This window comes from Streptomyces sp. NBC_00370 (genome assembly GCF_036084755.1).
GTDB lineage: Bacteria > Actinomycetota > Actinomycetes > Streptomycetales > Streptomycetaceae > Streptomyces.
The window spans coordinates 4,019,090-4,042,865 of sequence record NZ_CP107968.1 but is presented as its reverse complement, the minus strand read 5'-3'; the positions used below and the strand labels follow the sequence as shown (position 1 = coordinate 4,042,865).

Annotated in this window: 22 protein-coding genes and 1 tRNA gene; 13 read left to right on the top strand and 10 right to left on the bottom strand. The window is 69.5% G+C overall.

The window, feature by feature from the left end:
* Positions 1 to 143: 143 nt before the first annotated feature.
* Both OHS57_RS18005 and OHS57_RS18000 read right to left on the bottom strand, forming a co-directional pair.
* Positions 144 to 947: a DUF2637 domain-containing protein gene (locus OHS57_RS18005; RefSeq protein ID WP_328582626.1), complete on the bottom strand. Its 804-nt coding sequence runs from the start codon at positions 945 to 947 to the stop codon at positions 144 to 146.
* Between the two features lie 197 nt (positions 948 to 1,144).
* Positions 1,145 to 2,389, bottom strand: a complete 1,245-nt coding sequence (locus OHS57_RS18000) for a DUF3631 domain-containing protein (protein WP_328582625.1) — start codon at positions 2,387 to 2,389, stop codon at positions 1,145 to 1,147.
* Between the two features lie 289 nt (positions 2,390 to 2,678).
* Here OHS57_RS18000 and OHS57_RS17995 point away from each other — a divergent pair, with 289 nt between their 5' ends.
* From OHS57_RS17995 to OHS57_RS17985, 3 genes are all read left to right on the top strand, one after another.
* Complete coding sequence (locus OHS57_RS17995) at positions 2,679 to 3,197, top strand: helix-turn-helix domain-containing protein (RefSeq protein ID WP_328582624.1); 519 nt, start codon at positions 2,679 to 2,681, stop codon at positions 3,195 to 3,197.
* Between the two features lie 181 nt (positions 3,198 to 3,378).
* Positions 3,379 to 3,600 (top strand): helix-turn-helix domain-containing protein, encoded by a 222-nt coding sequence (locus tag OHS57_RS17990; RefSeq protein ID WP_328582623.1) that lies wholly within the window; start codon positions 3,379 to 3,381, stop codon positions 3,598 to 3,600.
* Entirely contained in the window at positions 3,600 to 4,808 is a 1,209-nt protein-coding gene (locus OHS57_RS17985; protein ID WP_328582622.1) for a tyrosine-type recombinase/integrase, read from the top strand. Before OHS57_RS17990 ends, OHS57_RS17985 begins: the two co-directional genes overlap by 1 nt.
* Before the next feature lie 261 nt (positions 4,809 to 5,069).
* On the opposite strand, the gene OHS57_RS17980 is transcribed toward OHS57_RS17985, so the two are convergent.
* Positions 5,070 to 5,143 (bottom strand) — tRNA-Gly (locus OHS57_RS17980).
* 506 nt (positions 5,144 to 5,649) lie between these two features.
* On the opposite strand from OHS57_RS17980, the gene dcd reads away from it, so the two are divergent.
* The gene (gene dcd, locus OHS57_RS17975; RefSeq protein ID WP_041987775.1) at positions 5,650 to 6,225 is read left to right on the top strand and encodes a dCTP deaminase; all 576 of its coding nucleotides are present in this window, start codon (positions 5,650 to 5,652) and stop codon (positions 6,223 to 6,225) included.
* Between the two features lie 7 nt (positions 6,226 to 6,232).
* The gene (locus OHS57_RS17970) at positions 6,233 to 6,730 is read left to right on the top strand and encodes a phosphoribosyltransferase (protein ID WP_328582621.1); all 498 of its coding nucleotides are present in this window, start codon (positions 6,233 to 6,235) and stop codon (positions 6,728 to 6,730) included.
* Positions 6,731 to 6,740: 10 nt separating this feature from the next.
* On the opposite strand, the gene OHS57_RS17965 is transcribed toward OHS57_RS17970, so the two are convergent.
* From OHS57_RS17965 to OHS57_RS17950, 4 genes are all read right to left on the bottom strand, one after another.
* Positions 6,741 to 7,649 (bottom strand): Yip1 family protein, encoded by a 909-nt coding sequence (locus OHS57_RS17965; RefSeq protein WP_328582620.1) that lies wholly within the window; start codon positions 7,647 to 7,649, stop codon positions 6,741 to 6,743.
* Positions 7,650 to 7,879: 230 nt separating this feature from the next.
* Positions 7,880 to 9,046 (bottom strand): FG-GAP repeat domain-containing protein, encoded by a 1,167-nt coding sequence (locus tag OHS57_RS17960; protein WP_443042912.1) that lies wholly within the window; start codon positions 9,044 to 9,046, stop codon positions 7,880 to 7,882.
* Between the two features lie 137 nt (positions 9,047 to 9,183).
* Positions 9,184 to 11,478 carry a (Fe-S)-binding protein gene (locus OHS57_RS17955; RefSeq protein WP_041987784.1) on the bottom strand — a complete coding sequence of 765 codons (2,295 nt, stop codon included), beginning with the start codon at positions 11,476 to 11,478 and terminating at the stop codon, positions 9,184 to 9,186.
* 82 nt (positions 11,479 to 11,560) lie between these two features.
* Positions 11,561 to 12,295 carry a sugar transferase gene (locus OHS57_RS17950; RefSeq protein WP_328582618.1) on the bottom strand — a complete coding sequence of 245 codons (735 nt, stop codon included), beginning with the start codon at positions 12,293 to 12,295 and terminating at the stop codon, positions 11,561 to 11,563.
* Positions 12,296 to 12,529: 234 nt separating this feature from the next.
* Here OHS57_RS17950 and dnaK point away from each other — a divergent pair, with 234 nt between their 5' ends.
* From dnaK to OHS57_RS17930, 4 genes are read left to right on the top strand one after another with little or no spacing between them, the layout of a single operon-like run.
* On the top strand, positions 12,530 to 14,386 hold the full coding sequence (gene dnaK, locus OHS57_RS17945; protein ID WP_041987787.1) for a molecular chaperone DnaK: 1,857 nt from the start codon (positions 12,530 to 12,532) through the stop codon (positions 14,384 to 14,386).
* Positions 14,383 to 15,057 carry a nucleotide exchange factor GrpE gene (gene grpE, locus OHS57_RS17940; protein WP_041987788.1) on the top strand — a complete coding sequence of 225 codons (675 nt, stop codon included), beginning with the start codon at positions 14,383 to 14,385 and terminating at the stop codon, positions 15,055 to 15,057. Before dnaK ends, grpE begins: the two co-directional genes overlap by 4 nt.
* A 45-nt stretch (positions 15,058 to 15,102) precedes the next feature.
* Entirely contained in the window at positions 15,103 to 16,293 is a 1,191-nt protein-coding gene (gene dnaJ, locus OHS57_RS17935; protein WP_328582617.1) for a molecular chaperone DnaJ, read from the top strand.
* Between the two features lie 4 nt (positions 16,294 to 16,297).
* Positions 16,298 to 16,768 carry a heat shock protein transcriptional repressor HspR gene (locus OHS57_RS17930; protein ID WP_041987794.1) on the top strand — a complete coding sequence of 157 codons (471 nt, stop codon included), beginning with the start codon at positions 16,298 to 16,300 and terminating at the stop codon, positions 16,766 to 16,768.
* Positions 16,769 to 16,828: 60 nt separating this feature from the next.
* Here OHS57_RS17930 and OHS57_RS17925 read toward each other — a convergent pair whose 3' ends face one another.
* Both OHS57_RS17925 and OHS57_RS17920 read right to left on the bottom strand, forming a co-directional pair.
* Positions 16,829 to 17,806 carry a helix-turn-helix transcriptional regulator gene (locus OHS57_RS17925; protein ID WP_041987797.1) on the bottom strand — a complete coding sequence of 326 codons (978 nt, stop codon included), beginning with the start codon at positions 17,804 to 17,806 and terminating at the stop codon, positions 16,829 to 16,831.
* Between the two features lie 137 nt (positions 17,807 to 17,943).
* On the bottom strand, positions 17,944 to 18,927 hold the full coding sequence (locus OHS57_RS17920; RefSeq protein WP_078863554.1) for a helix-turn-helix transcriptional regulator: 984 nt from the start codon (positions 18,925 to 18,927) through the stop codon (positions 17,944 to 17,946).
* 127 nt (positions 18,928 to 19,054) lie between these two features.
* Between OHS57_RS17920 and OHS57_RS17915 the strand changes: the two genes are divergently transcribed.
* Both OHS57_RS17915 and OHS57_RS17910 read left to right on the top strand, forming a co-directional pair.
* Positions 19,055 to 19,366: a hypothetical protein gene (locus OHS57_RS17915; RefSeq protein ID WP_041987798.1), complete on the top strand. Its 312-nt coding sequence runs from the start codon at positions 19,055 to 19,057 to the stop codon at positions 19,364 to 19,366.
* Complete coding sequence (locus OHS57_RS17910) at positions 19,363 to 19,683, top strand: hypothetical protein (RefSeq protein ID WP_041987799.1); 321 nt, start codon at positions 19,363 to 19,365, stop codon at positions 19,681 to 19,683. Before OHS57_RS17915 ends, OHS57_RS17910 begins: the two co-directional genes overlap by 4 nt.
* Positions 19,684 to 19,828: 145 nt before the next feature.
* On the opposite strand, the gene OHS57_RS17905 is transcribed toward OHS57_RS17910, so the two are convergent.
* On the bottom strand, positions 19,829 to 20,263 hold the full coding sequence (locus OHS57_RS17905) for a pyridoxamine 5'-phosphate oxidase family protein (protein WP_041987800.1): 435 nt from the start codon (positions 20,261 to 20,263) through the stop codon (positions 19,829 to 19,831).
* A 118-nt stretch (positions 20,264 to 20,381) separates the two neighbouring features.
* Between OHS57_RS17905 and clpB the strand changes: the two genes are divergently transcribed.
* Both clpB and OHS57_RS17895 read left to right on the top strand, forming a co-directional pair.
* A complete protein-coding gene (clpB, locus tag OHS57_RS17900) occupies positions 20,382 to 23,015 on the top strand; it encodes an ATP-dependent chaperone ClpB (protein WP_328582616.1) in 2,634 nt (877 codons plus the stop codon).
* Between the two features lie 181 nt (positions 23,016 to 23,196).
* Complete coding sequence (locus tag OHS57_RS17895; protein WP_041987803.1) at positions 23,197 to 23,724, top strand: YbjN domain-containing protein; 528 nt, start codon at positions 23,197 to 23,199, stop codon at positions 23,722 to 23,724.
* Positions 23,725 to 23,776 lie beyond the last annotated feature (52 nt).

The window sequence follows — 23,776 nt, the reverse complement described above, 5'->3', positions numbered from 1 at the left end:
AGCGCCTGTTGCTGCGGGGTCGTGGGGCTGTTGTCGAGGCCGCGCATGTACGTGGGCTCCTGCGAGTGTCGGTGAGGGGCCCGCCTCTGCCGTTGCGGTACGGAGGAGGCGGGCCGGGCTGGTGGGTGCGGACGGCTGCGGGCTCAGCCGGTTTTGGGCGTGGCCTCGTCGCGTTCGGCCTGCAGCAGGTCCTTGACCTGGTCCAGGCGGCTGCGGGAGATGCCGAACTCCTCGTCCCGTATCGCTTTTTCGATGTTGCGGCGCGAGACTCGGCCGGCTCGTCCGAGGGGAGCGGTACGGCCGATGGCCAGGGCCTGCTCCAGGGGAACGCTCGGTCCGTTGCCTTGTGGCTTCCCGGGCGACGGCGTGGCTCCCGCTGCCTCCTCAGTAGGCGGCTTTTGCGGATCACCGGCGGCTGCGGTGGCCGACCCGGAATCGTTCGGAGCTTGCTGCTGGGCCGAGTTGTGGCGGTTGCCGGTGTTGTGGCCGTCGGGGGCGACAGGGCCTCGGGCCACAAGGAGGTAGAAGTGGACGGCTCCGGCCAGGGCGAGCGGCGCGATGGCGGAGATGACCCCCACGGTCACGTCGTCGAGGGCGAGTGGGCCGTTGGGATCTTGCTGGTTGAGGCGGATGGCGTGCAGGACGTTGGCCCAGATGCTCGTGGCCGTTGCCACGCCCACCAGCGCGGAGACGTAGAGGCGGGCGGACAGAGGTCCTGTCCGCAGGACGAGCAGGGCGCCGATCCCGATGGCGATGAACCCGTCGATGACGAGCGGGAAGGCGTAGGTGAGCGCGCGGTGGATGTGGCTGGCGGCGGCCATCTGGCGCAGGGCGTCGTAGGAGAGCGCGAAGGCCGCGACGGCCAGCAGCGCCACGCCCGCGCGGATCGCGGCGGCCAGCGGCGGCGGGGCAGCGGAGGACGCCGCCGCGGCGGTGGGGGAAGGCAAGGGAGGTTCTCCAGGGTGCGGGGTGTGGCTGTTGTGCTGATGGGGCTGTGGGGTCGGAGAGACCCGTCGCGACTCGTCCCGTGCCTGGTCAGAGCAGGTACGGGTGGGGGCGGTGAACCCGCGTCGACTCGTCACGGAACCGCGACTCGTCACGGCGCTGACCTGCGCGGAGACGGGTCGCGACGGGTCGTGCCGGGTCAGGCCCCGGCTGTGGCTTCCGGTGCGGGCTCGGGGCAGTACCGCGCCCAGGAGTCGGCGAACTGCAAGCGGGTGAAGCCCCGGGCCTGGACGTTCCCGTGGAAGCGGCGCGGGGCGGAGTTGATGCCGTACTCCTGGAGCAGGATCTGAAGGCCCCGAGCGCTCAGGCCCCTGTCCGTGTACTCCGGCCAGGGAGTCTCCTCGTCCTTGTTGAGGATGTCGAGGAGGCGGCTGGTCCGGAGCATCGGCGGGTTGCCCTCGGTGGCGAAGGCGCGGCGGATGTCGGCCAGGAGGCGGATGCTCAGGCTGCTCCGGTCCTGGTCCTGCGCGGCCTCGTGCTTGGCCATGACCTGGCAGGCGGCACGGGCGAGGTCGGGCCACGGACCGCCGGCGAGGTCAGCGACACAGACCAGTGGCTGCCAGGTGTCGGCGGCGCGGTCCTCGACCGGCATGGCCGGTGTCAGTTCCATCGCGTCGGTGTGGAGCGGCGCCAGCCAGGCGACGAGCCGGTCGCGCAGCGCGTGGAGTGGCGGGGTGTCGCGGAAGGTACGGAACTCCGCCACCTTCTCGCCCGGCCCCCGGCGGCGCATGCGGATGACGATCGACCGGTCCATGATCGTGTCGGGCAGGTCGCCGATGCCCGCGAGGGCCGCCATGGCGAAGGTGGGGAACTTCGCGACCTCGTGGTTGGGGCCGCTGACCCGGAGGGTGGGTCGGTTGCGCTGGTGCCCGGCGTTGAGCAGGCCGCGCATCTCCTCGTTCTTCTCCGCGACTTTGGCGGACCCGAAGAGAGTGTCCGCCTCGTCGACCAGCAAAGTGGGCGGGGTGTCGGTGATCGACCGGAACACCGCGGCGGCCGAGGCGTTGACCGTGATCAGCGGATTGTGGACGCTCTCGGTGATCACGTCCAGCAGCCGCGACTTGCCGCACCGCTTGGCCGGCCCCACAACGGCCAGCCTCGGCGCGTGTTGCCACGCGGTCTGGAGGTGGGTGGCCGCGACCCAAAGGGTCACCGCCGTGAATGCTTCCTCGCTCGGCAGTACGACGTACCGGCGGACCTGCTCGCGCAGGTCGGCCAGCACCTGCTCGCCCTCGGAGGCCGGGGCGCGACCAGGCTCGTCGGCGGGCGGCTCTGCGGGCGCAGACGGTGGTGTGGAAGCGGCTGGTTGCCCGGGTATGGCGACGGTCGGCCACACGGGGGGTGCGGCAGGGAGGGATGGCGCCTTCGGCTGTGGATCGGGCATACTCGCGTTAGCTCCTCTGCTCGCGGGCCATATGGGACGGCAATCCCGGCCACGCGGGTTGATCGCTAGGGATGGCGGTTGAGAGGTTTGCGCTTGGCCCCCCGGCTCTGTCGGGGGGCTTTTCGCGTCATCGGGGGTCGGGCGCCTTGGGCGCGGTGCTGGTGGGAGTACCAGCATGCCACACGATTGCCGATCGCAGAAGTCTCTTGCGTACCGCAGGACGCGTGCTACGCTTTCACTGTCCCTGCGAACGGCAGAGACTCGCTACGAACGGAAGGGGGTAGTCGCGGTGGACGAGGAACCCAAGCAAGGCGTCCTGATCAGCGGCGAGGAGAACGTCGCCGTACGGATCAAGCTAGAACGCGAAGCCCGCGGCTGGAGCACCAACTCTCTGTCCGACCGCCTGAACGAGGCCGGCTTCGACATGAACCCGTCCGCAGTTTGGCGCATCGAGAACCGCAAGCGCCGCATCAACGTGGACGAGGCGATCGGCTTCGCCGAGGTCTTCGGAGTCGACCTGCGCAACCTGGTCGGGCCGCCCCAGCTCGCCGCCAAGGCCCGTGCCATGGAACTCATCGACGCCGTGGCCGACGCCTTCCGCGAGACGCAGCGCGCCAACGCCGCCTTTACGAAGGCCCGGGACGGCCTCGACGCCTACCTCGTCGAACATCCCGACATCCGCGAAGAGGCCGACGTGATGGTCTCCAACGCCATGGCCCAAGCAGCCAGCAGCCACCTGCTGGAGACGTACGGACCAGCGGCGGGGGACCATCCGGCCGACGAGAACGGCCCCAGCAGCGACGCCTGACCCCACCTCCGCCTCTGGCCCGCAAACCACAGGGGCGGACGCTCGTACACAACCGCCATCCCGAACGATCAACCCCGCAGGCCGGCATTGCCGTGCCACACGCCTGCGAAGAGAGGAACCCGCCTTGCCCCGGCCGGCGATACCCCATGCCTCCGCGCAGACCGCTCCCCCGGCGAAGGAGGTGACACACACCGCTGACCGCCTCCTCACCGTGGAAGAGGCCGCCGAACGCCTCGGCACCGGAGTCCGCTTCATCCGGCGCCTCATCTCCGAGCGCCGCATCCGCTACGTGAAGCTCGGCAAACCCGTCCGCATCCCCGAGGCCGTGCTGACCGCGTTCATTGAAGAGCGCACGGTCGAACCCATGGCCAGGAGCCGCTCCACGTTCGGGAGGGCGGCTTGATGGCGCGCGTACAGAGGAGGGCGCCACGCCGGAGCTTCGGGGCGGTCCGCAAGTTGCCCTCCGGGCGGTACCAGGCGCGCTACCCCGGGTCGGACGGTGTTCTGCGCGCGGCGCCGGAGACGTACGAGACGAAGCGCGAGGCCGAGGTCTTCCTCGCGCAGGTCCAGGCCGACCAGACGCGCGGCGACTGGATGGATCCCACCGCCGGCGAGGTGCTGTTCGTCGAGTACGCCACGCGGTGGATCGACGAACGCGGTGTCGCGCCCACCACGGACGAGTTGTACCGCAGGCTGCTCCGGCTGCACCTGGAGCCCACGTTCGGCCAGTTGTACGTGAACGTGATCAGCCCCTCCAAGGTCAGGACCTGGCGCGCGGAGCGGCGGAGGGCCACGGGGGCGACGACGGTCGCCAAGTCGTACCGGCTGCTCAAGGCCATCATGGAGACGGCCGTCGAGGACGACATGATCCGCAAGAACCCGTGCCGGATCCGCGGCGCCGGACGTGAGGAGGCGGACGAGCGCCCGGTTGCCACGGTCGCTCAGGTCTTCGCCCTGGCCGACGTGATCGGACTGCGCTGGCGCCTGCTGGTGCTGCTCGGCGCCTTCGCCTCGATGCGCCCCGAGGAACTGGCCGAGCTGCGACGAGGTGACATCGACCTGGATGCCGGATTGGTGTGGGTACGCCGTGCCGCGCCCGAATTGAACACCGGTCGCCGCGTCGTCGGTGACCCCAAGTCCCGCGCGGGGAGGCGGGAGATCGTGCTGCCGGCCTTCGTGCACGTTGACGTGCGGCAGCACCTGGACTGGTTCGCCCAGCCCGGCCCGGACGGGCTGGTGTTCATCGGCGAGAAGGGGGCGGCGCTGCGCGGCACCACCTTCGGCCGCAAGTGGCGCAAGGCGCGCGACACCGTCGGCCTGCCGGGAGAATTCCGCTTCTACGACCTGCGGCACACCGGCAACACCCTGGCGGCTGACACCGGCGCCAAGTTGAAGGACCTCATGGTCCGCGCGGGCCAGTCCTCCGAAAGGGCGCAGCTGATCTACCAACACTCCAACAAGGAGCACCAGCGCAAGCTCGCAGCGGATATCGACACGGATGTACGCCGTCAGCGAGTGAGGGCGGTGGAAAGCGTCGGCGAGGGTGCCACCGTCCATCCGCTCGTTCCGCGCCCGCGTGATATCGACGGGCTCGTCTCGCGGGAGGCGTGACGTCGTGCTGAGCGCCGGACCAGTGCTCCGCTGGTCCGGCGCTTCACGTCCGCACGCATGCACGAGCCGGTCGTCGTGTGGCGCAGGTCACTCGGAATGCGTCTCGCGATGCGGGACGCCCCGACGTGAATTCGTCGCGGGAGGGCTTGCGCGCCTCAATTCGGCGCGGTAATCCGTCCCTTATGGCACGCGAATGGCACGCGGCGCCAGAATGGTCTAGACAACAAGAAAGGCCCGGGTCTTTGACCTGGGCCTTCGTCGTGGAGCGGGTGACGAGAATCGAACTCGCGCTCTGAGCTTGGGAAGCTCATGTTCTACCATTAAACTACACCCGCGCGGACAGCCTGATGGGGCGTCGCGTCGTCCCACACTCTACCTCACCCCTCGGCCACCGGTGCAGACCGGGCCGGGGGGTGCGTGTTGTTCGGGGGGTGGACGGGGGCGGTGGGGGCGGGAGTTGGGGCGTAGGTTGGGTGTCGGAGTGCCGGGGGGTGTGGTGTTCCCTTCATCCCCTAATGTGGCGTTCGTCCGCGTTTGCTTGGGGAAGGGAACCGATGGATTTGATGGAGCGCACCGTCGTCCGCTGTGCCGATGGGCATGTGTTCAGTACTACGTCGTTCCCGATGCAGCAGCTGGAGGCCGGGCGGATCGGGCCCGGGCGGCTGATCCGGTGTCCGCGTTGTGCTCGGTTGCGGCATGCCGTGCCCGTCGAGGTCCGGCAAGGCTGAGGCCCTCCACGGGTAAGGCTCGGCGGCGCTGAAGGGCGGCGCTGAGGCTGGTGGTGTGGGTGCGCGGGCTGCCCGGATTGGGGTGGTCCGCGTGTCCCCCGTATCCTCGGGGCGTGCTTCTCTCCGACAAGGACATCCGGGCCGAGCTCGACTCCGGACGCGTACGCCTCGATCCGTACGACGCCTCGATGGTGCAGCCGTCGAGTATCGATGTGCGGCTCGACCGGTTCTTCCGAGTGTTCGAGAATCACCTGTATCCGCACATCGATCCTGCCGTCGAGCAGGCCGATCTGACGCGGCTGGTGGAGCCCGAGGGGGACGACGCGTTCATCCTGCATCCCGGGGAGTTCGTGCTCGCGTCCACGTACGAGGTCATCTCGCTGCCCGACGACATCGCCTCCCGGCTGGAGGGGAAGTCCTCGCTCGGGCGGCTGGGGCTGGTGACGCACTCGACCGCCGGGTTCATCGACCCCGGGTTCTCCGGGCACGTCACCCTTGAGCTGTCGAACATGGCCACCCTGCCCATCAAGCTCTGGCCGGGGATGAAGATCGGGCAGCTGTGTCTGTTCCGGCTGAGTTCGCCGGCGGAGTTCCCTTACGGTTCCGAGCGGTACGGCTCGCGGTACCAGGGGCAGCGGGGGCCCACGGCCTCGCGGTCCTATTTGAATTTTCACCGGACTCAGGTGTGATGGTCGTATGAGTCAGCAGCGGGAGAATCTGTCGTACGAGAAGTTCGGCCGCGCGGTGCGGGAACTCGCGCAGAGTGTCGCCGACGACGGGTACGAGCCGGATGTCGTGCTGAGCATCGCCCGCGGTGGGGTGTTCGTGGCCGGCGGGCTCGCGTACGCGCTGGACTGCAAGAACATCCACCTGGTCAACGTGGAGTTCTACACCGGCGTCGGAACCACCCTCGCGATGCCCGTGATGCTCGCGCCCGTGCCCAACGTCGTCGACTTCTCGAACAAGAAGGTCCTCATCGCCGACGACGTCGCCGACACCGGCAAGACGCTCAAGCTGGTGCACGACTTCTGCCGGGCGCATGTCGCCGAGGTGCGCAGCGCCGTCATATACGAGAAGCCGCAGTCGTCGGTGAAGTGCGAGTACGTGTGGAAGCGCACCGACGAGTGGATCAACTTCCCGTGGAGCGTCGAGCAGCCTGTCGTGCGGCGTACCGGACAGGTGCTCGACGCCTGAGCGGGCGGTTCTACAGGGTGCCCAGCTTGATCAGGGACAGCAGCGCGATCAGCTCGATCGCCGACGCGCCCAGCGCCTTCGGCCACGGCAGGTCGTGCGACTTGCTCACCATCGCCGTGAACAGCGCGCCCGCGGCGATCCAGGTCAGCCAGCCCAGCACCTGGACCAGGCTGTTCTCGCCGCCCAGGAAGACGCCGAAGATCAGGCGGGGGGCGTCGGTGATCGACATGATCAGCATGGACAGGCCCACCGTCGGCTGCCACGCGCCGTCGCCGCCGAGCTGGCGGGCGAGCGTGTGGGTCACCACGCCCAGGATCAGGCTGCCCACCACGAATGCCACGCCGGTCGTCAGGACGTACGGGATCGCCGTCGACAGCGTCGCGCTTATGGCGTCCTCGCGGGCCGTGTCGAAGCCGAAGAGCGCGAGCAGTCCGTAGAGAAACGTCACCGTCAGCGCGGGGCCCCAGACCGGGTAGTCGCGCATCTGGAGGAACGTCATACGGGGCCGCATCACGATGCCGCTCAGCAGGTCCCGCCAGCCCAGCCGCGGGCCCGACGGCGCGGCGGCCGCGCCGGCGCGGTACGTCGCGCCGTCACCGTACGGGTCGTCACCGATACTGAACGCCTGTGTGTGACCAGGGTTGTTGGCGTACGGGTCGACGCCGCCGCCGACCTGCTGCGGGTGCTGGGGATGCTGCGGGTGCTGGGGCTGCTGGTACGGGTCGCCGAAGTACTCCGGCTCACCGTTGTAGCCCCCCTGCCCCGGCGGCGGTCCGCCCTGCGGCCCGCCCGGCTGCCACTGCTGCTGGCCGTACTGAGGCGGCGCCTGCCGCCCGTACGGCTGCTGCTGTTGCTGCCGTTGCGGGTGTTGCTGCGACGTGCGGTTGTCCCGGCCGCGTCCGTTCCTGAATCCAGCCACGCAATCGAACGTACCCGCTCCTGGCCGGGGCAGCGGGCGGGGACGGCGAACGCACGTACCTTTGCGGCCGACCTGTGACATCCCCTAGGGGGACCCTGGGGGGCTGTTGGGGGGGGTGTGGAGAGGGTGTGGGGGTGAGGTGTGGGGGTGGGTGCGGGTGGGATGTGGGGTGGGTGCGGGGTGGGGCGTGGGCGTGCGGGGGTTCCTCGGGTCCTCCTGGCCCGCCGGTGTCAGGGGCTGAAGATCTTCGTGCTGAATGTCAGCACCGGATGGTCCGTCCCCGCCCCCGACACGTACACCGCGATCAGATCCGTCGTCTCGCCCCTGTGCGTCCGCGTCACCAGGTCCTGCTTCTTGTCGCCGTCGAAGTCCGCCGCCCGCAGCAGCTGCGTCAACGGCTCGCCCTTGCCCTGCGGCAAGGCCGGCGCCGCCGGCAGCCGTACGGCCTTGAAGCGGTACGCGCCGCCCGGCCGGTCCGGTCCTTCGGGGCCGCCCAGCAGCAGCTCCCCACGGCCCGCCGCGCCCGTCGCCGTCGCGCGCGTGGCGTGTACGAGGTCGTCGTACCCGTCGTCGTTGACGTCCGCCGCAGGGGCCGGTGCTTCGAGTACGGGGCCGCCGCCCGGGACGGGTGCCGCGGCGCCGCGCGGGGCGCCGGTACGCGTGAACGGGCCGCGCAGGTAACTGACCTGGCCGCGGCTTGCGGTGACGGCGAGGTCTTCCTTGCCGTCACCGTCGAAGTCGCCGCACACCGGGTGGTCGGGCCACTCGTTGCCGAAGCGGGCCTTCGCCGGGATCTTGAGCACGACCGCCTTGCCGCTCAGCCCCTCCGGGCCGCCGAACAGCAGCTGGAGCGGGACGGGCGGCGCGCCCTGGCCGTCGTACGGCGGGTCCGTCGTGATGACGAGGTCCCCGAAGCCGTCGTGGTCGAGGTCGCAGGCAGCCTCCGCGTCGAAGGCTGCGGGCAGGCTCCCGTCGACGCGTGCGCCGTTGGCGCGCGGGCCGAGGGTCTGGCGTACGGCGGGGTCGAGGGTGCGGGGCGCTGCCGTGCCGTAGACGACGCCGATGCCCGCGTCGTCGCCGAGGCTGTCGTCGGCGGGCTTGACCAGGTCGTTCAGCACGAGGTCCCGGTGGCCGTCGCCGTTGAAGTCGTCCGGGAGGCGGCTGCCGTCACCGCGCGGTACGGGGCGCGCCGGCGGTGCGTCCTTGCCGGACTGCGGGGCCGTGTCGCCGTTCTTGGCGCCGGACGGTCCTTCGGCACCTGAGCCGCCGTCCCCGCCCCCCGACCCGCCGCACGACGTCAGCAGCAGCGCCGCCGCCACGACCGTCGCACCGGCCGCCAGGCGTCCGCGCGCGATCAGTCCCCGCCCCACGATCAATCCCCGCCTCGTCCACGTCATCGGTGGTCATACACCGTCATGCGTCGTCATGTGTCGTCATGTGTGACACATGATGCGGCCAAGGTCGCACGCTTCTCAACAGACGAACGGCCGGGCCCGCTTCCCACGCAGGCCCGGCCGTCCTCACCGACAAGCGGTTACTGCGCCGGCTCCGGCTCCGCCACCTTCTCCGTCTCCGGCTCCGCGGGCGTCCGCACCGAGTCGAGCAGCAGCTGCGCCACGTCGACCACCTGGAGCGATTCCTTGGCCTTGCCGCCCGTGGCGGAGCCGCTGTCCGGTGCGGCCTTCTTGGCGTTGACCGAGTCGGTCAGCATCACCAGGCAGAACGGGCACGCCGTCGACACGATGTCCGGGTTCAGCGAAAGCGCCTCGTCCACCCGCTCGTTGTTGATGCGCTTGCCGATCCGCTCCTCCATCCACATCCGCGCGCCGCCCGCGCCGCAGCAGAAGCCCCGCTCCTTGTGGCGGTGCATCTCCTCGCTGCGCAGCCCGGGCACCTTCGCGATGATCTCGCGCGGCGGGGTGTAGATCTTGTTGTGCCGGCCCAGGTAGCAGGGGTCGTGGTACGTGATGAGCCCTTCGACCGGGGTCACCGGCACCAGCTTCGCCTCGTCCACCAGGTGCTGGAGCAGCTGCGTGTGGTGGATGACCTCGTACTCGCCGCCCAGCTGCGGGTACTCGTTGGCGATCGTGTTGAAGCAGTGCGGGCAGGTCGCGATGATCTTCTTCGCCGACCTGGGCTTCTTCGACTCGGCCGTGGAGCGGCCCTCGTCGTCCAGCTCCTCGCCGAACGCCATGTTCAGCATCGCCACGTTCTCCTGGCCGAGCTGCTGGAACAGCGGCTCGTTGCCCAGGCGCCGGGCCGAGTCGCCCGTGCACTTCTCGTCGCCGCCCATGATCGCGAACTTGACGCCCGCGATGTGCAGCAGCTCGGCGAAGGCCTTCGTGGTCTTCTTCGCCCGGTCCTCCAGCGAGCCCGCGCAGCCGACCCAGTACAGGTAGTCGACCTCCGACAGGTCCTCGATGTCCTGGCCGACGACGGGCACCTCGAAGTCGACCTCCTTCGTCCACTCCAGGCGCTGCTTCTTCTGCAGCCCCCAGGGGTTGCCCTTCTTCTCCAGGTTCTTGAGCATCGTGCCCGCCTCGCTCGGGAAGGCGCTCTCGATCATCACCTGGTAGCGGCGCATGTCGACGATGTGGTCGATGTGCTCGATGTCGACGGGGCACTGCTCCACGCACGCGCCGCAGGTGGTGCAGGACCACAGCACGTCGGGGTCGATGACGCCGCCCTCTTCGAGCGTCCCGATCAGCGGCCGTTCGGCCTCGGCGAGCGCCGCCGCCGGTACGCCGGCCAGCTGCTCGGCCGACGCCTTCTCCTCGCCCTCCATGGTCTTGCCGCCGCCGGCCAGCAGGTACGGGGCCTTGGCGTGCGCGTGGTCGCGCAGCGACATGATCAGCAGCTTGGGGGAGAGCGGCTTGCCGGTGTTCCACGCGGGGCACTGCGACTGGCAGCGGCCACATTCGGTGCAGGTGGAGAAGTCGAGGATGCCCTTCCAGGAGAAGTGCTCGATCTGCGAGACGCCGAACACGTCGTCCTCGCCCGGGTCCTCGAAGTTGATCTCCTTGCCCGCCGAGACCATCGGGAGCAGCGGGCCCAGCGCCGTACCGCCCTGCGCGTCGCGCTTGAACCAGATGTTCGGGAAGGCCAGGAAGCGGTGCCAGGCGACGCCCATGTCGGTCTTGAGCGCGACGGTGATCATCCAGATGAAGGAGGTCGCGAGTTTGATCAGCGCGACCACGTAGACCAGGTTCTGCAGGGTGCTCAGGCTGAGTCCCCTGAAGGCGGCGACCAGCGGGTACGACACGAGGTACGCGGCGCCGTAGCCGTCGGTGTGGTGCAGGGCGCCTTCGAGGCCGCGCAGCGTCAGGATGCACAGGCCGATGACGAGGATCACGGCCTCGACGAAGTACGCCTGGCCGAAGTTGGAGCCGGCGAAGCGGGACTTGCGGCCCGCGCGGCCGGGCAGCGAGAGCTGGCGGATGACGATGAGCGTCAGGATGCCGAGCGTGGTGAGGATGCCGATGAGTTCGACGAACACCTCGTACGGTGTCCAGTCGCCGATGACCGGCAGCAGCCAGTCGGCCTGGAAGAGCTGGCCGAAGGCATTGACCAGGGTCAGTACGAGGGTGAAGAAGCCGACCGCCACGAACCAGTGCGCGACGCCGACGACGCCCCACTTGTTCATCCGGGTGTGGCCGAGGAACTCCTTGGCCACGGTCAGGGTGCGCCGGCCGGGTTCGTCCGTCCTGGTGCCTGCCGGTACGGGCTGGCCGAGCTGGGTGAACCGGTAGATCTGCGCGATGGCTCGGGCGAACAGCGCGACGCCGACGACGGCGAGTACCAGCGACACGATGATCGCGGCGAGTTGCATTTGGGCTCCTCGGGCCTGCGAGGTGGGAAATCCCGCACGCTACTAAGCGGTAACTTAATCAGTCCGTCCTGAGCGTACCCACTTATCTCACCGCGATGTAGCGGCGCAACCGGTGATCTGTGTCGCTCAGTGCGGCCTGGGTGCTCATTTGAGCACATCGGAGTTCGGCCGCGTGACGCGCCTCGGCGCGGGCGGGTCGGGCCAGCTGGAGCGCCGGTACGGAGCGGGCCAGGATCAGCAGGTCAAGACCGATCCAGTGGTGCTCGACGTAGTGCTGGTCGAGCAGCGGCGCCTCGTCCCAGGGCAGCGCCGAGTGCCGCCGTACCTGGGCGAGGCCGGTCAGCCCCGGCCGTACGCTCTGCCGCCAGCGCGGCGCTGCGCCCGGCGAGCCGACGACCAGCGGCGCCGGGCCTACGAGCGACATCTGGCCGCGTACGACATGGGGCAGCCGGGAGAGCAGGTCGAGCCGGAACCGCCGGGTGCGCAGCGAGCGGACGATGAACGGGTGGCCGTCGCGGCCGGTGCGGTAGTCGCTCGCGAGGATGCCGCCGGGCGGCCGGGTCGCCGCGACGGCGAGGGCGGCGACGGCGAGTGCGGGGGCGGAGACCGCCAGCAGGACGGAGCCGAGCGTCAGATCCAGGAGCCGCTTGGGGTCCGCCAGGAAACGGTTCGCCAGAAGCCGCTCGGGCGTGACCGGGAATCGTTCGAGGGACGCCGGGAATCGTTCGGGGTTCGCCGGGAATCGGTGGGGGGTCGGCAGGAACCCTTTGGGGGTCGGCGTTCGTTTGTCGTAACGATCCATCCTGAATCGAGCCATAAGGCGCACCTGCCCGTTCTGTTCCATTCGTCGGACTTGTCATAGAACGATCGCACGGCGATACGGCTCGGCCCGGGTTAGCGGCCATTCCGGGGCCGTGTCAGGCCAGGTCAGCTCCTGCGGCGCGGGGTGGCGGCACAATAGTTGAGCCACCTTGGCTCATGTCCTTTGACTCTCATGGATCTGTCATGCATCCTTGAGCCTGTTCCACTCAAGTCAGCTGGAGGAATCGAAATGGCACGTGCGGTCGGCATCGACCTGGGCACGACTAACTCCGTCGTCAGCGTTCTCGAAGGCGGCGAGCCCACCGTCATCACCAACGCCGAGGGCGCCAGGACCACGCCGTCCGTCGTCGCCTTCGCCAAGAACGGCGAGGTGCTCGTCGGCGAGGTCGCCAAGCGCCAGGCAGTCACGAACGTCGACAGGACCATCCGGTCGGTCAAGCGCCACATGGGCACCGACTGGAAGATCAACCTCGACGGCAAGGACTTCAACCCGCAGCAGATCTCGGCATTCGTGCTGCAGAAGCTGAAGCGGGACGCGGAGTCGTACCTGGGGGAGAAGGTCACCGACGCGGTGATCACCGTCCCGGCGTACTTCAACGACTCCGAGCGCCAGGCGACGAAGGAGGCCGGTGAGATCGCGGGCCTGAACGTCCTGCGTATTGTCAACGAGCCGACGGCGGCCGCCCTGGCCTACGGCCTGGACAAGGACGACCAGACGATCCTGGTCTTCGACCTCGGTGGCGGCACCTTCGACGTGTCGCTGCTGGAGATCGGTGACGGCGTCGTCGAGGTGAAGGCCACCAACGGTGACAACCACCTCGGTGGTGACGACTGGGACCAGCGCGTCGTCGACTACCTGGTGAAGCAGTTCGCCAACGGACACGGCGTGGACCTGTCCAAGGACAAGATGGCTCTCCAGCGTCTCCGCGAGGCCGCGGAGAAGGCGAAGATCGAGCTGTCGTCCTCGACGGAGACCACGATCAACCTGCCGTACATCACGGCGTCCGCCGAGGGTCCCCTGCACCTCGACGAGAAGGTCACCCGCTCGCAGTTCCAGCAGCTCACCTCCGACCTGCTGGACCGCTGCAAGACCCCGTTCCACAACGTCATCAAGGACGCCGGCATCCAGCTGTCCGAGATCGACCACGTGGTCCTGGTCGGCGGTTCGACCCGTATGCCGGCCGTGGCCGAGCTCGTCAAGGAGCTCACCGGCGGCCGTGACGCCAACAAGGGCGTCAACCCGGACGAGGTCGTGGCCATCGGTGCCGCGCTCCAGGCCGGTGTGCTCAAGGGTGAGGTCAAGGACGTCCTGCTCCTCGACGTGACCCCGCTGTCCCTGGGTATCGAGACCAAGGGCGGCATCATGACCAAGCTCATCGAGCGCAACACCACGATCCCGACGAAGCGCTCCGAGATCTTCACGACGGCCGAGGACAACCAGCCGTCGGTGCAGATCCAGGTCTACCAGGGCGAGCGCGAGATCGCGGCGTACAACAAGAAGCTCGGGATGTTCGAGCTGACCGGGCTGCCGCCGGCCCCGCGCGGCGTGCCGCAGATCGAGGTCACCTTCGACATCGACGCCAACGGCATCATGCACGTCGGCGCGAAGGACCTCGGCACCGGCAAGGAGCAGAAGATGACCGTCACCGGCGGCTCCTCGCTGCCGAAGGACGAGGTCGACCGGATGCGCCAGGAGGCGGAGCAGTACGCGGACGAGGACCACAAGCGCCGCGAGTCCGCCGAGACGCGCAACCAGGCCGAGCAGCTCGTCTACCAGACGGAGAAGTTCCTCAAGGACAACGAGGACAAGGTCCCCGGTGACGTGAAGACCGAGGTCGAGGAGTCCATCGCCGAGCTGAAGGAAAAGCTCAAGGGCGAGGACACCGCCGAGATCCGTACGTCGACCGAGAAGGTCGCCGCCGTCTCGCAGAAGCTCGGCCAGGCCATGTACGCCAACGCGCAGGCGGACGGCGCCACGGAGGCCCCGGCCGACGGCGGCACCGAGCAGCAGGCCAAGCAGGACGACGACGTGGTCGACGCCGAGATCGTCGACGACGAGCGTGACACGAAGGGTGGGGCGGCGTGACCGAGGAGACTCCGGGCTTCGACGAGAAGCCCGACGTCCCCTCCGGCGCCTCCTCGGATGACGCCACGCCGCACGCCGCCGAGCCGGACTCCGACAAGGAGCCGGGCCCGGCGGCCCCGGCCGGGGACGCAGCACAGCAGATCGCTCTGACAGCTCAGCTGGATCAGGCCCGGATGGCGCTCGGTGAGCGCACGGCGGACCTCCAGCGGCTCCAGGCGGAGTACCAGAACTACCGCCGTCGGGTGGAGCGGGACCGGATCCAGGTCAAGGAGATCGCCATCGCGAATCTGCTGACCGAACTCCTCCCCGTACTCGACGACATCGGCCGGGCACGTGACCATGACGAGCTCGTCGGCGGCTTCAAGTCCGTCGGTGAGTCGCTGGAGAACGTGGCGGCCAAGCTCGGACTGCAGACGTTCGGCAAGGAGGGCGAGCCCTTCGACCCGACGATCCACGAGGCACTGATGCACTCGTATGCGCCGGATGTCACGGAGACGACGTGCGTCGCGATCCTGCAGCCTGGGTACCGGTTCGGCGAGCGGACCATCAGGCCCGCGCGGGTCGCGGTGGCGGAGCCCCAGCCGGGGGCGCAGGCCAAGGCGGCCGACGAGCAGGGCAACCCGGCCGGTGACGTCGACAGCAAGGAGAGCGGTGGCCCGGACGAGGGCTGACGCGGCAGTGACAGCAGTGACAGGCGGAGAGGAGGGACGTCGGGAATGAGCACGAAGGACTTCGTGGAGAAGGACTACTACAAGGTTCTCGGCGTCCCCAAGGACGCCACAGAGGCCGAGATCAAGAAGGCGTACCGGAAGCTCGCCCGCGAGTTCCACCCGGACGCCAACAAGGGCGACGCCAAGGCCGAGGACCGCTTCAAGGAGATCTCCGAGGCCAACGACGTACTGGGCGACGCGAAGCGCCGCAAGGAGTACGACGAGGCGCGCGCCCTGTTCGGCAACGGCGGCTTCCGGCCGGGCCCCGGCGCGGGCGGCGGTTCGTTCAACTTCGACCTGGGGGACCTCTTCGGAGGCGGCCCCCAGGGCGGTGGCGGACAGCAGCCCGGCGGCGCCGGCGGTTTCGGCGGCGGCCTCGGGGACGTGTTCGGCGGTCTGTTCAACAGGGGCGGCGCGGGCACGCGTACGCAGCCGCGCCGCGGCCAGGACATCGAGTCCGAGGTGACGCTCAGCTTCACCGAGGCGGTCGACGGGTCCACGGTCCCGCTGCGGATGTCCAGCCAGGCGCCCTGCAAGGCGTGTTCGGGCACCGGCGACAAGAACGGCACACCCAGGGTCTGCCCGACCTGTGTCGGCACCGGCCAGGTCTCGCGCGGCACCGGCGGCGGATTCTCGCTGACCGACCCGTGCGTGGACTGCAAGGGCCGCGGGCTCATCGCCCAGGACCCCTGCGAGGTCTGCAAGGGCAGCGGGCGCGCCAAGTCGTCGCGGTCCATCCAGGTCCGTATCCCGGCGGGCGTCAGTGACGGGCAGCGGATCAGGCTGCGCGGCAAGGGCACTCCCGGCGAGCGGGGCGGCCCGGCCGGCGATCTGTACGTGGTCGTGCATGTGCACGCCCACCCGGTGTTCGGCCGCAAGGGCGACAACCTCACCGTCACCGTGCCCGTCACCTTCTCGGAGGCGGCGCTCGGCGGCGAGGTGAAGGTGCCGACCCTGGGCGGTCCCGCCGTGACCCTGAAGCTCCCGGCCGGCACCCCCAACGGCCGGACCATGCGCGCCCGTGGCAAGGGTGCGGTACGTAAGGACGGCACGCGCGGCGACCTGCTGGTCACCGTCGAGGTGGTCGTCCCCAAGGATCTCGGGACGCAGGCACGCGACGCGCTCGAGGCCTATCGGAAGGCGACCGGAGACGAGGACCCGCGGGCGGAGTTGTTCCAGGCCGCGAAGGGAGCATGACGTCATGGACAGGGACGGTCGGCGCAGCCGGCCCTCGGCGTTCACGAGGGCCTACGAACTGACCGAGGAGACGCCGGTGTACGTCATCTCGGTGGCGGCCCAGCTCTCCGGTCTGCACCCGCAGACACTCAGGCAGTACGACCGGCTCGGCCTGGTCTCCCCTGACCGCACGGCGGGCCGGGGCCGGCGTTACTCGGCCCGCGACATCGAGCTGCTCCGCCAGGTGCAGCAGCTGTCGCAGGACGAGGGCATCAACCTCGCCGGCATCAAGCGCATCATCGAGCTGGAGAACCAGGTCGCCGCGCTGCAGGCCAGGGTCGCCGAGCTGGCCGCCGCCGTGGACGGCGCCGCCGCCGCGATGCAGCAGCGTGAGGCGCAGGTGCACGCGTCGTACCGCCGTGACCTCGTGCCGTACCAGGACGTCCAGTCGGCGTCGGCGCTGGTGGTGTGGCGCCCGAAGCGGCCCACCGACTGAGCCGCGCTTGCGGATACGCACCGAGCTGCTGGACCGGGCCCCGCCACCACCTGGCGGGGCTCAGTCCAGTTCGCGTTCCTCGCACGTCGCCCACCAGTGGGTGAGCTGGTAGACGGTGCGGAAGCCCAACCGCCCGCGCAGGTCCGTCAGATGGGCGTTGACCGTACGGGCGCTGTAGCCCAGGGTCTTGGCGATCTGCTGCTGGTCGTGTCCCGCGCACAGCTCGCGCAGGATGGCGCGCTGGAGCTGCGTGCTGACCACGGGGGCGCCGGACGGCGCCGGCGTCAGCCACTCGTCGGCCCGTACCCACTGCTGCTCGAAGACATCGGCGAGGAAGGCGCAGACGGCCGGGTCGCGCACCTGCCAGGCGCCGTCGGCGGCCGGGCGGCCCTCCAGCCGGTCCACCAGGAAGGCCAGTCGGCGGTCGAAGATGATCATCAGCAGGAACGGGCTGGCCAGCGTGCGGAACTGGCCGCCCTTCGGCCGCATCGTCCTCACCCGCTCATGCACGGCGGGGTTGGTCTTGTTGCTCGCGCGGTAGAGCGTGCGGACCGACACGCCGCGCTCCAGCAGCTCGGTGTCCCGGCCCTCGGCCAGAGCCAGGGAACGGCGCGTACGCGGCCCCGGCTGGGCGCAGAGCATTTCCTCCCGCGCGCTGTCGCAGGCGGCGGCTATGGACCGGTTGACGGCGTCCTTGCCCTCCACGAAGAGTGCGCCGGGCGAAGGAGCGGCACCCGGGCGGGCCGCGGCATGGCGTGCGCGCAAGTCGTCCACGGCGGTGTGCAGTTCGGCGACGAGCCCGACGGAGTGGGTCAGGGCGTCCCGGACGGATCCGCGCAGCCGCTGCTCCACGTCGTCCAGGTCGAGCACGCTGACGTGGCCGCTCGCCGGGTCCGTACGGGCGAGTCCGCGGCGGTGCAGGCTCGCCAGGCCCTCGGCGTCGGGCGGTACGTCCTCACCGGCCGCCAGGCGCGCGTACAACTCCCGTGCCGCGAGCGGCAGCAGGCTGTCTCGCGCGGGTTCGGCCTCTCGCGCCATCCGCCGTCGTCCCCACCTTCCAAAACCGGAACTTCTGACGTGCGAAGCGTCCGCCGTCTTGCCGTCGGGTCGCCGGTCGTGAAGCGTAGCTCCCCGTGAAACGGGTCAGCCCCCGGTGGCACCCGCCGGCACCGCCCTCAGTTCTTCTCGTCAAGGATCCCCGACTGCGCTATCAGGAAACCGAGTTGTGCGCGGCTGCCGCTGCCGAGCGAGGCCGCGAGCTTCGCGATGTGCGCACGGCAGGTGCGGACGTTCATGCCGAGCCGCCGGGCGATCGTCTCGTCGACCAGGCCCTCGATGAGCAGCTTGGCGATGGACCGCTGGACGTCGGTGATGCCCTCGGGGTCGGGGGCGGACGCGATGGGTTCGAGCAGTGGGGTGGCGCGCTGCCACAGGTGCTCGAAGACCTTGGTGAGATACGACACCAGACCGGGGTGGCGCAGTTCGAGCGCGACCGTGTTGTCGTTGCGGGCCGGGATGAAGGCCACGGTGTCGTCGCAGATGATCAGCCGCTCCACGAGCTGTTCGAGCGTGCGTATCTCCACCTTCGTACCGGCCATGTGCTCGACGTAGGCGAAGGTGGACTGGGTGTAGCGCACCGTGTGCTGGTACAGCGTGCGCATGCTGATGCCCCGGTCGACCAGCGGCTTCTGCCGCGCTATCGCCTGGCTGAGGACGTTCTCGCTGCGCCCGCCGCCCGGCTGGATGGTCAGCACTTCCGTCCTGCTCTCGGCGGCGGCCACATCGAGCGCGTTGTTGATGCGGTTGGACCCTTCGAGCACCGTGATGGCGTGGATGTTGGGCGGTGCCTGCGCGCTGAGGACGATGAACTGCTCGAAGGAGTCAGCGAGGTCGACGGTCTGCCGGCGGCGCTCCTGTATCTCCCGTTCGATGGGGTGCAGCCGCTGCGCCAGTGCGGTGGCGGGAGCGACCGGACGCAGCCAGTCGGGGTCGTCGGGATCCGGGTGCAACAGGGCGAAATCGATCAGGCAAGGAGCCGATTCGACCTCGTGCCTACCGATACGTCCGGAGCGCAGAGCCTGGGTGTAGATCCGTGTCCCCTCGGCACACAGTTCCGTAAGAGCGTGCCGATGTGTCTCATTTGAGTAAGTCGTACTCAATTCTCCACCCCTCAGGTTGCTGTACCTGCAGGAACATGATGCATCGCTCCTGTGGCGTTGGGGTCTACCAATGAGTCATTGTCGTGACGGACGGGGAGAGGAACTACTTAGTGAGGACGTAGCCGTTATGGGCAGGAGATTGCTTCGTTCGGCGCTGGTCGTCGCCTTTGCCGCCCCGGTGGCACTGGGCGGACTGAGCGCGCTCGACATGGGCTGGGGCAGCGCTCCGGCCGGTGTCCGGGTCGCGGCGGAGCAGACGCACGTGTCCGGAACGGTCTCGACACTGGGCGTGGCGGACATGGGATGGGGTCGCCGCGCTGTCGGCGCCGAGCCCGTGACGCCGCCGGACATGGGCTGGGACACCACCCCCGCCGATGTCGCGCCTGTCACCCCGCCCGACATGGGGTGGGACACCACCCCGGCAGACGTAGTCGCATGAACGTCCCGTCGGATGACCGGGTCCTCCGGCGCGAGATGGCTACCGCCTATCGCTCCGGATGGCACTTCATCGATCTCGTCACCGCGATCTCACACCGCGGCGAATCGGTGACGGTCACCCTCTTCGGCGAACCGATCGTCGTCGTACGCGAAGAGGACGAAGAGGTACGTGCCTACCGCCTCCTGAGAAGGCCGCGGGGCGCGCCGCAACCGGTGCGGTGTGTCATCAGGTACGACATGATCTTCGTCAACCTCGACCAGCGTGACCACCAGCTGGTCGAGCCACAAACCAACACGGCCACCCCCCGCAGTGCCTGAACGATTCCCCCGTCGTTCAAGATCGTTCAGGCGCTTCCCCCACACAACGGCGCCATCGTGGACCTGAAACACGATGGCGCCGTTGTGCTGTCCGCGTTCAGGGCCCGGTCCGACGCGCGGCCCGGCTCCCGCTCGGTGGCCGGTTTCAGCCGCGGCCCAGCGTCCGGTCGACGGCGATCTCGATGACCACCCGGTCCGGGTTGGGCGAGGGCGTGCGCCCGTAGCGGGCCGCGTAACGGCCCTCCGCCTCGGCGACGGCCTCGGCCTCCGCGCGTACCGTCGCGCGCCCCTCAAGCGTCGACCAGCGGCGTCCCTCGGCCTGGCACACGGCGACCCGCGCGCCGCCGGCCGCCGACTGGGCCGCCAGTACGTTGCGGACCTTCTTGCTGTGCTTGTTCGCGATGACGCGCGCGATCCCCGTCCCGTGGTCGTACGTGACGCCCACCGGGACCAGGTGCGGGGTGCCGTCGGGGCGGGCGGTCGTCAGGGTGCAGACATGGCGCTCGCGCCAGAAGGCGAGGAACTCCGGGCTGTGTTCGCGGCGCTGCTCGCGGCTGGGTTCGCGCTGGTCGTCGGACATGCGGCAAATCGTAGGCGGGGAAGGCCGCCGTTTCAGGCTTGAGTGGAATAGACTCAACTTTGCGCACGCTGACACTGTCAGACCCAGTGGAGATCCGCGCAAGGAGGAGAGAGCGCACGTGGACGCCGAGCTGACCAACAGGAGCCGGGACGCGATCAATGCGGCCACCAGCCGCGCCGTAGCGGCCGGACACCCCGATCTGACCCCAGCACATCTGCTGCTCGCCCTGCTCGAAGGGCAGGACAACGAGAACATCATCGACCTGCTGGCGGCGGTCGATGCCGACCTGGCCGCTGTACGGTCAGGGGCGGAACGGCTGCTGGCCGGACAGCCCAGCGTGACCGGCTCCACCGTCGCGCCCCCGCAGCCCGACCGCGAGACGCTGGCTGTCGTCGCGGACGCCGCGCGGCGCGCGAAGGAGCTGGGGGACGAATATCTCTCCACCGAGCATCTGCTCATCGGGATCGCCGCCAAGGGCGGCCGCGCCGGGGAACTGCTGGATCAGCAGGGTGCCTCGGCCAGGAAACTGCTGGACGCGTTCGAGAAGGCAAGGGGAGGGCGCCGGGTGAGCACACCCGACCCGGAGGGTCAGTACAAGGCTCTGGAGAAGTTCGGCACCGATTTCACCGCCGCCGCCCGCGAGGGCAAGCTCGACCCGGTCATCGGCCGGGACCACGAGATCCGGCGCGTGGTGCAGGTGCTGTCACGCCGTACGAAGAACAACCCGGTGCTGATCGGCGAGCCCGGCGTCGGCAAGACGGCCGTCGTCGAGGGGCTGGCGCAGCGCATCGTGAAGGGCGACGTGCCGGAGTCGCTGAAGAACAAGCGGCTGGTCTCGCTCGACCTCGGCGCGATGGTCGCCGGCGCCAAGTACCGGGGCGAGTTCGAGGAGCGGCTGAAGACCGTCCTCTCCGAGATCAAGGAGAGCGACGGGCAGGTCATCACCTTCATCGACGAGCTGCACACCGTCGTCGGCGCGGGCGCGGGCGGTGACTCCGCCATGGACGCGGGGAACATGCTCAAGCCGATGCTGGCCCGTGGCGAGCTGCGGATGGTCGGCGCGACCACGCTGGACGAGTACCGCGAGCGGATCGAGAAGGACGCGGCGCTGGAGCGGCGCTTCCAGCAGGTGCTGGTCGCCGAGCCGAGCGTCGAGGACACCATCGCCATCCTGCGCGGGCTCAAGGGCCGCTACGAGGCCCACCACAAGGTGCAGATCGCGGACGCCTCGCTGGTCGCGGCCGCCGCGCTGTCCGACCGGTACATCACCTCGCGCTTCCTGCCCGACAAGGCCATCGACCTGGTCGACGAGGCGGCGTCCCGGCTGCGGATGGAGATCGACTCGTCCCCGCTGGAGATCGACGAGCTGCAGCGCTCCGTCGACCGGCTGCGGATGGAGGAGCTGGCCCTCAAGAACGAGTCGGACCCCGCCTCCAAGCAGCGGCTGGAGAAGCTGCGCCGCGACCTCGCCGACCGCGAGGAGGAGCTGCGCGGCCTCAACGCCCGCTGGGAGAAGGAGAAGGAAGGCCTCAACCGGGTCGGTGAGCTGAAGGAACAGCTCGACGACCTGCGCGGCCAGGCCGAACGCGCCCAGCGCGACGGCGACTTCGACACCGCTTCCAAGCTGCTGTACGGGGAGATCCCCGGCCTGGAGCGCGAGTTGGAGGAGGCGGCGGAGGCGGAGCAGGAAGCTGCTCTGGACACCATGGTCAAGGAGGAGGTCGGCCCGGACGACATCGCTGACGTGGTCGGCGCCTGGACCGGGATCCCGGCCGGCCGGCTGTTGGAGGGCGAGACGCAGAAGCTGCTGCGGATGGAGCAGGAGCTGGGCAAGCGGCTGATCGGCCAGACCGAGGCCGTACAGGCCGTCTCCGACGCCGTACGCCGCACCCGCGCCGGCATCGCCGACCCGGACCGCCCCACCGGCTCGTTCCTCTTCCTCGGCCCGACCGGTGTCGGCAAGACCGAACTGGCCAAGGCTCTCGCCGACTTCCTCTTCGACGACGAGCGGGCCATGGTCCGTATCGACATGAGCGAGTACGGCGAGAAGCACTCGGTGGCCCGGCTCGTCGGGGCGCCTCCCGGCTACGTCGGGTACGAGGAGGGCGGCCAGCTCACCGAGGCCGTCCGGCGCCGCCCGTACTCCGTCGTCCTGCTGGACGAGGTCGAGAAGGCCCACCCCGAGGTCTTCGACGTCCTGCTCCAGGTGCTGGACGACGGCCGGCTCACCGACGGACAGGGCCGCACGGTCGACTTCCGCAACACGATCCTGGTCCTGACGTCGAACCTCGGCAGCCAGTACCTGGTCGATCCGCTGCCGTCGGAGGAGACGAAGAAGCAGCAGGTGCTCGAACTGGTCCGGTCGTCCTTCAAGCCGGAGTTCCTGAACCGCCTGGACGACCTGGTGGTCTTCTCCGCGCTGGCCAAGGACGAGCTGGCCGAGATCGCCAGGCTCCAGATCGACCGGCTCGCCAAGCGCCTGGCCGAACGCAGGCTCACCCTGGACGTCACCCCGGACGCGCTGTCCTGGCTGGCCGTGGAGGGCATGGACCCGGCGTACGGCGCGCGGCCGCTGCGCCGGCTGATCCAGACGGCGATCGGCGACCAGCTGGCGAAGGAGATCCTGGCGGGCGAGATCAAGGACGGCGACACGGTCCGGGTGGACCGCTTCGACGACGGCCTGATCGTCGGCCCGACAACGGCGGTGGCATCGCCGGACGCCCCGGTCGAGGGGCCTCCGAAGACGCTCTGACGGCGGCGGCGGCGAGCGCGGACCGACACGGTCCGACACGGGCCGCATGCTCCGGGTGGGCCTGGGCAGGCGACGGGAGACTGTCCCTGCCCCGGCCCACAGCCGAGCGGCGCCGACCGGGCTTGCCACTCCCCGCCCGCGATGGGGGAGGATGGCAGGAACCGTACGAAGGGAATTCTCGGTGAGCATCGACCCGTCCTCGATTCCGAATTTCGGGGGCCAGCCCCAACCGCAGGCTGCAGGACCGGCGGGCCCCGTCGTCCCCGACCAGGATCTGGTCAAGCAGCTCCTCGAACAGATGGAGCTGAAGTACGTAGTCGACGACGAGGGCGACCTCGCGGCGCCGTGGGAGGAATTCCGTACGTACTTCATGTTCCGCGGCGAGGACGACCAGCAGGTCTTCTCCGTGCGGACGTTCTACGACCGGCCGCACCCCATGGGCGACAAGGCCAAGATCCTCGACGCGATCGACGACTGGAACCGCCGCACCCTGTGGCCCAAGGTCTACAGCCACGTCCACGAGGAGGGCGACGGCCCGCCCACCGTCCGCCTCATCGGCGAGGCCCAGATGCTGATCGGCACGGGCGTGAGCCTGGAGCACTTCGTGTCCTCCACGGTCAGCTGGGTCCGCGCCTCCATCGAGTTCGACAAGTGGCTCGTGGAGCAGTTCGGCCTGGAACCGGGCGACGAGAAGCCCGAAGACGTCTGACCCACCAGGAACCACGGCCCGGCCGGGGCGCCGATCGCTTCGATCGCGCCCC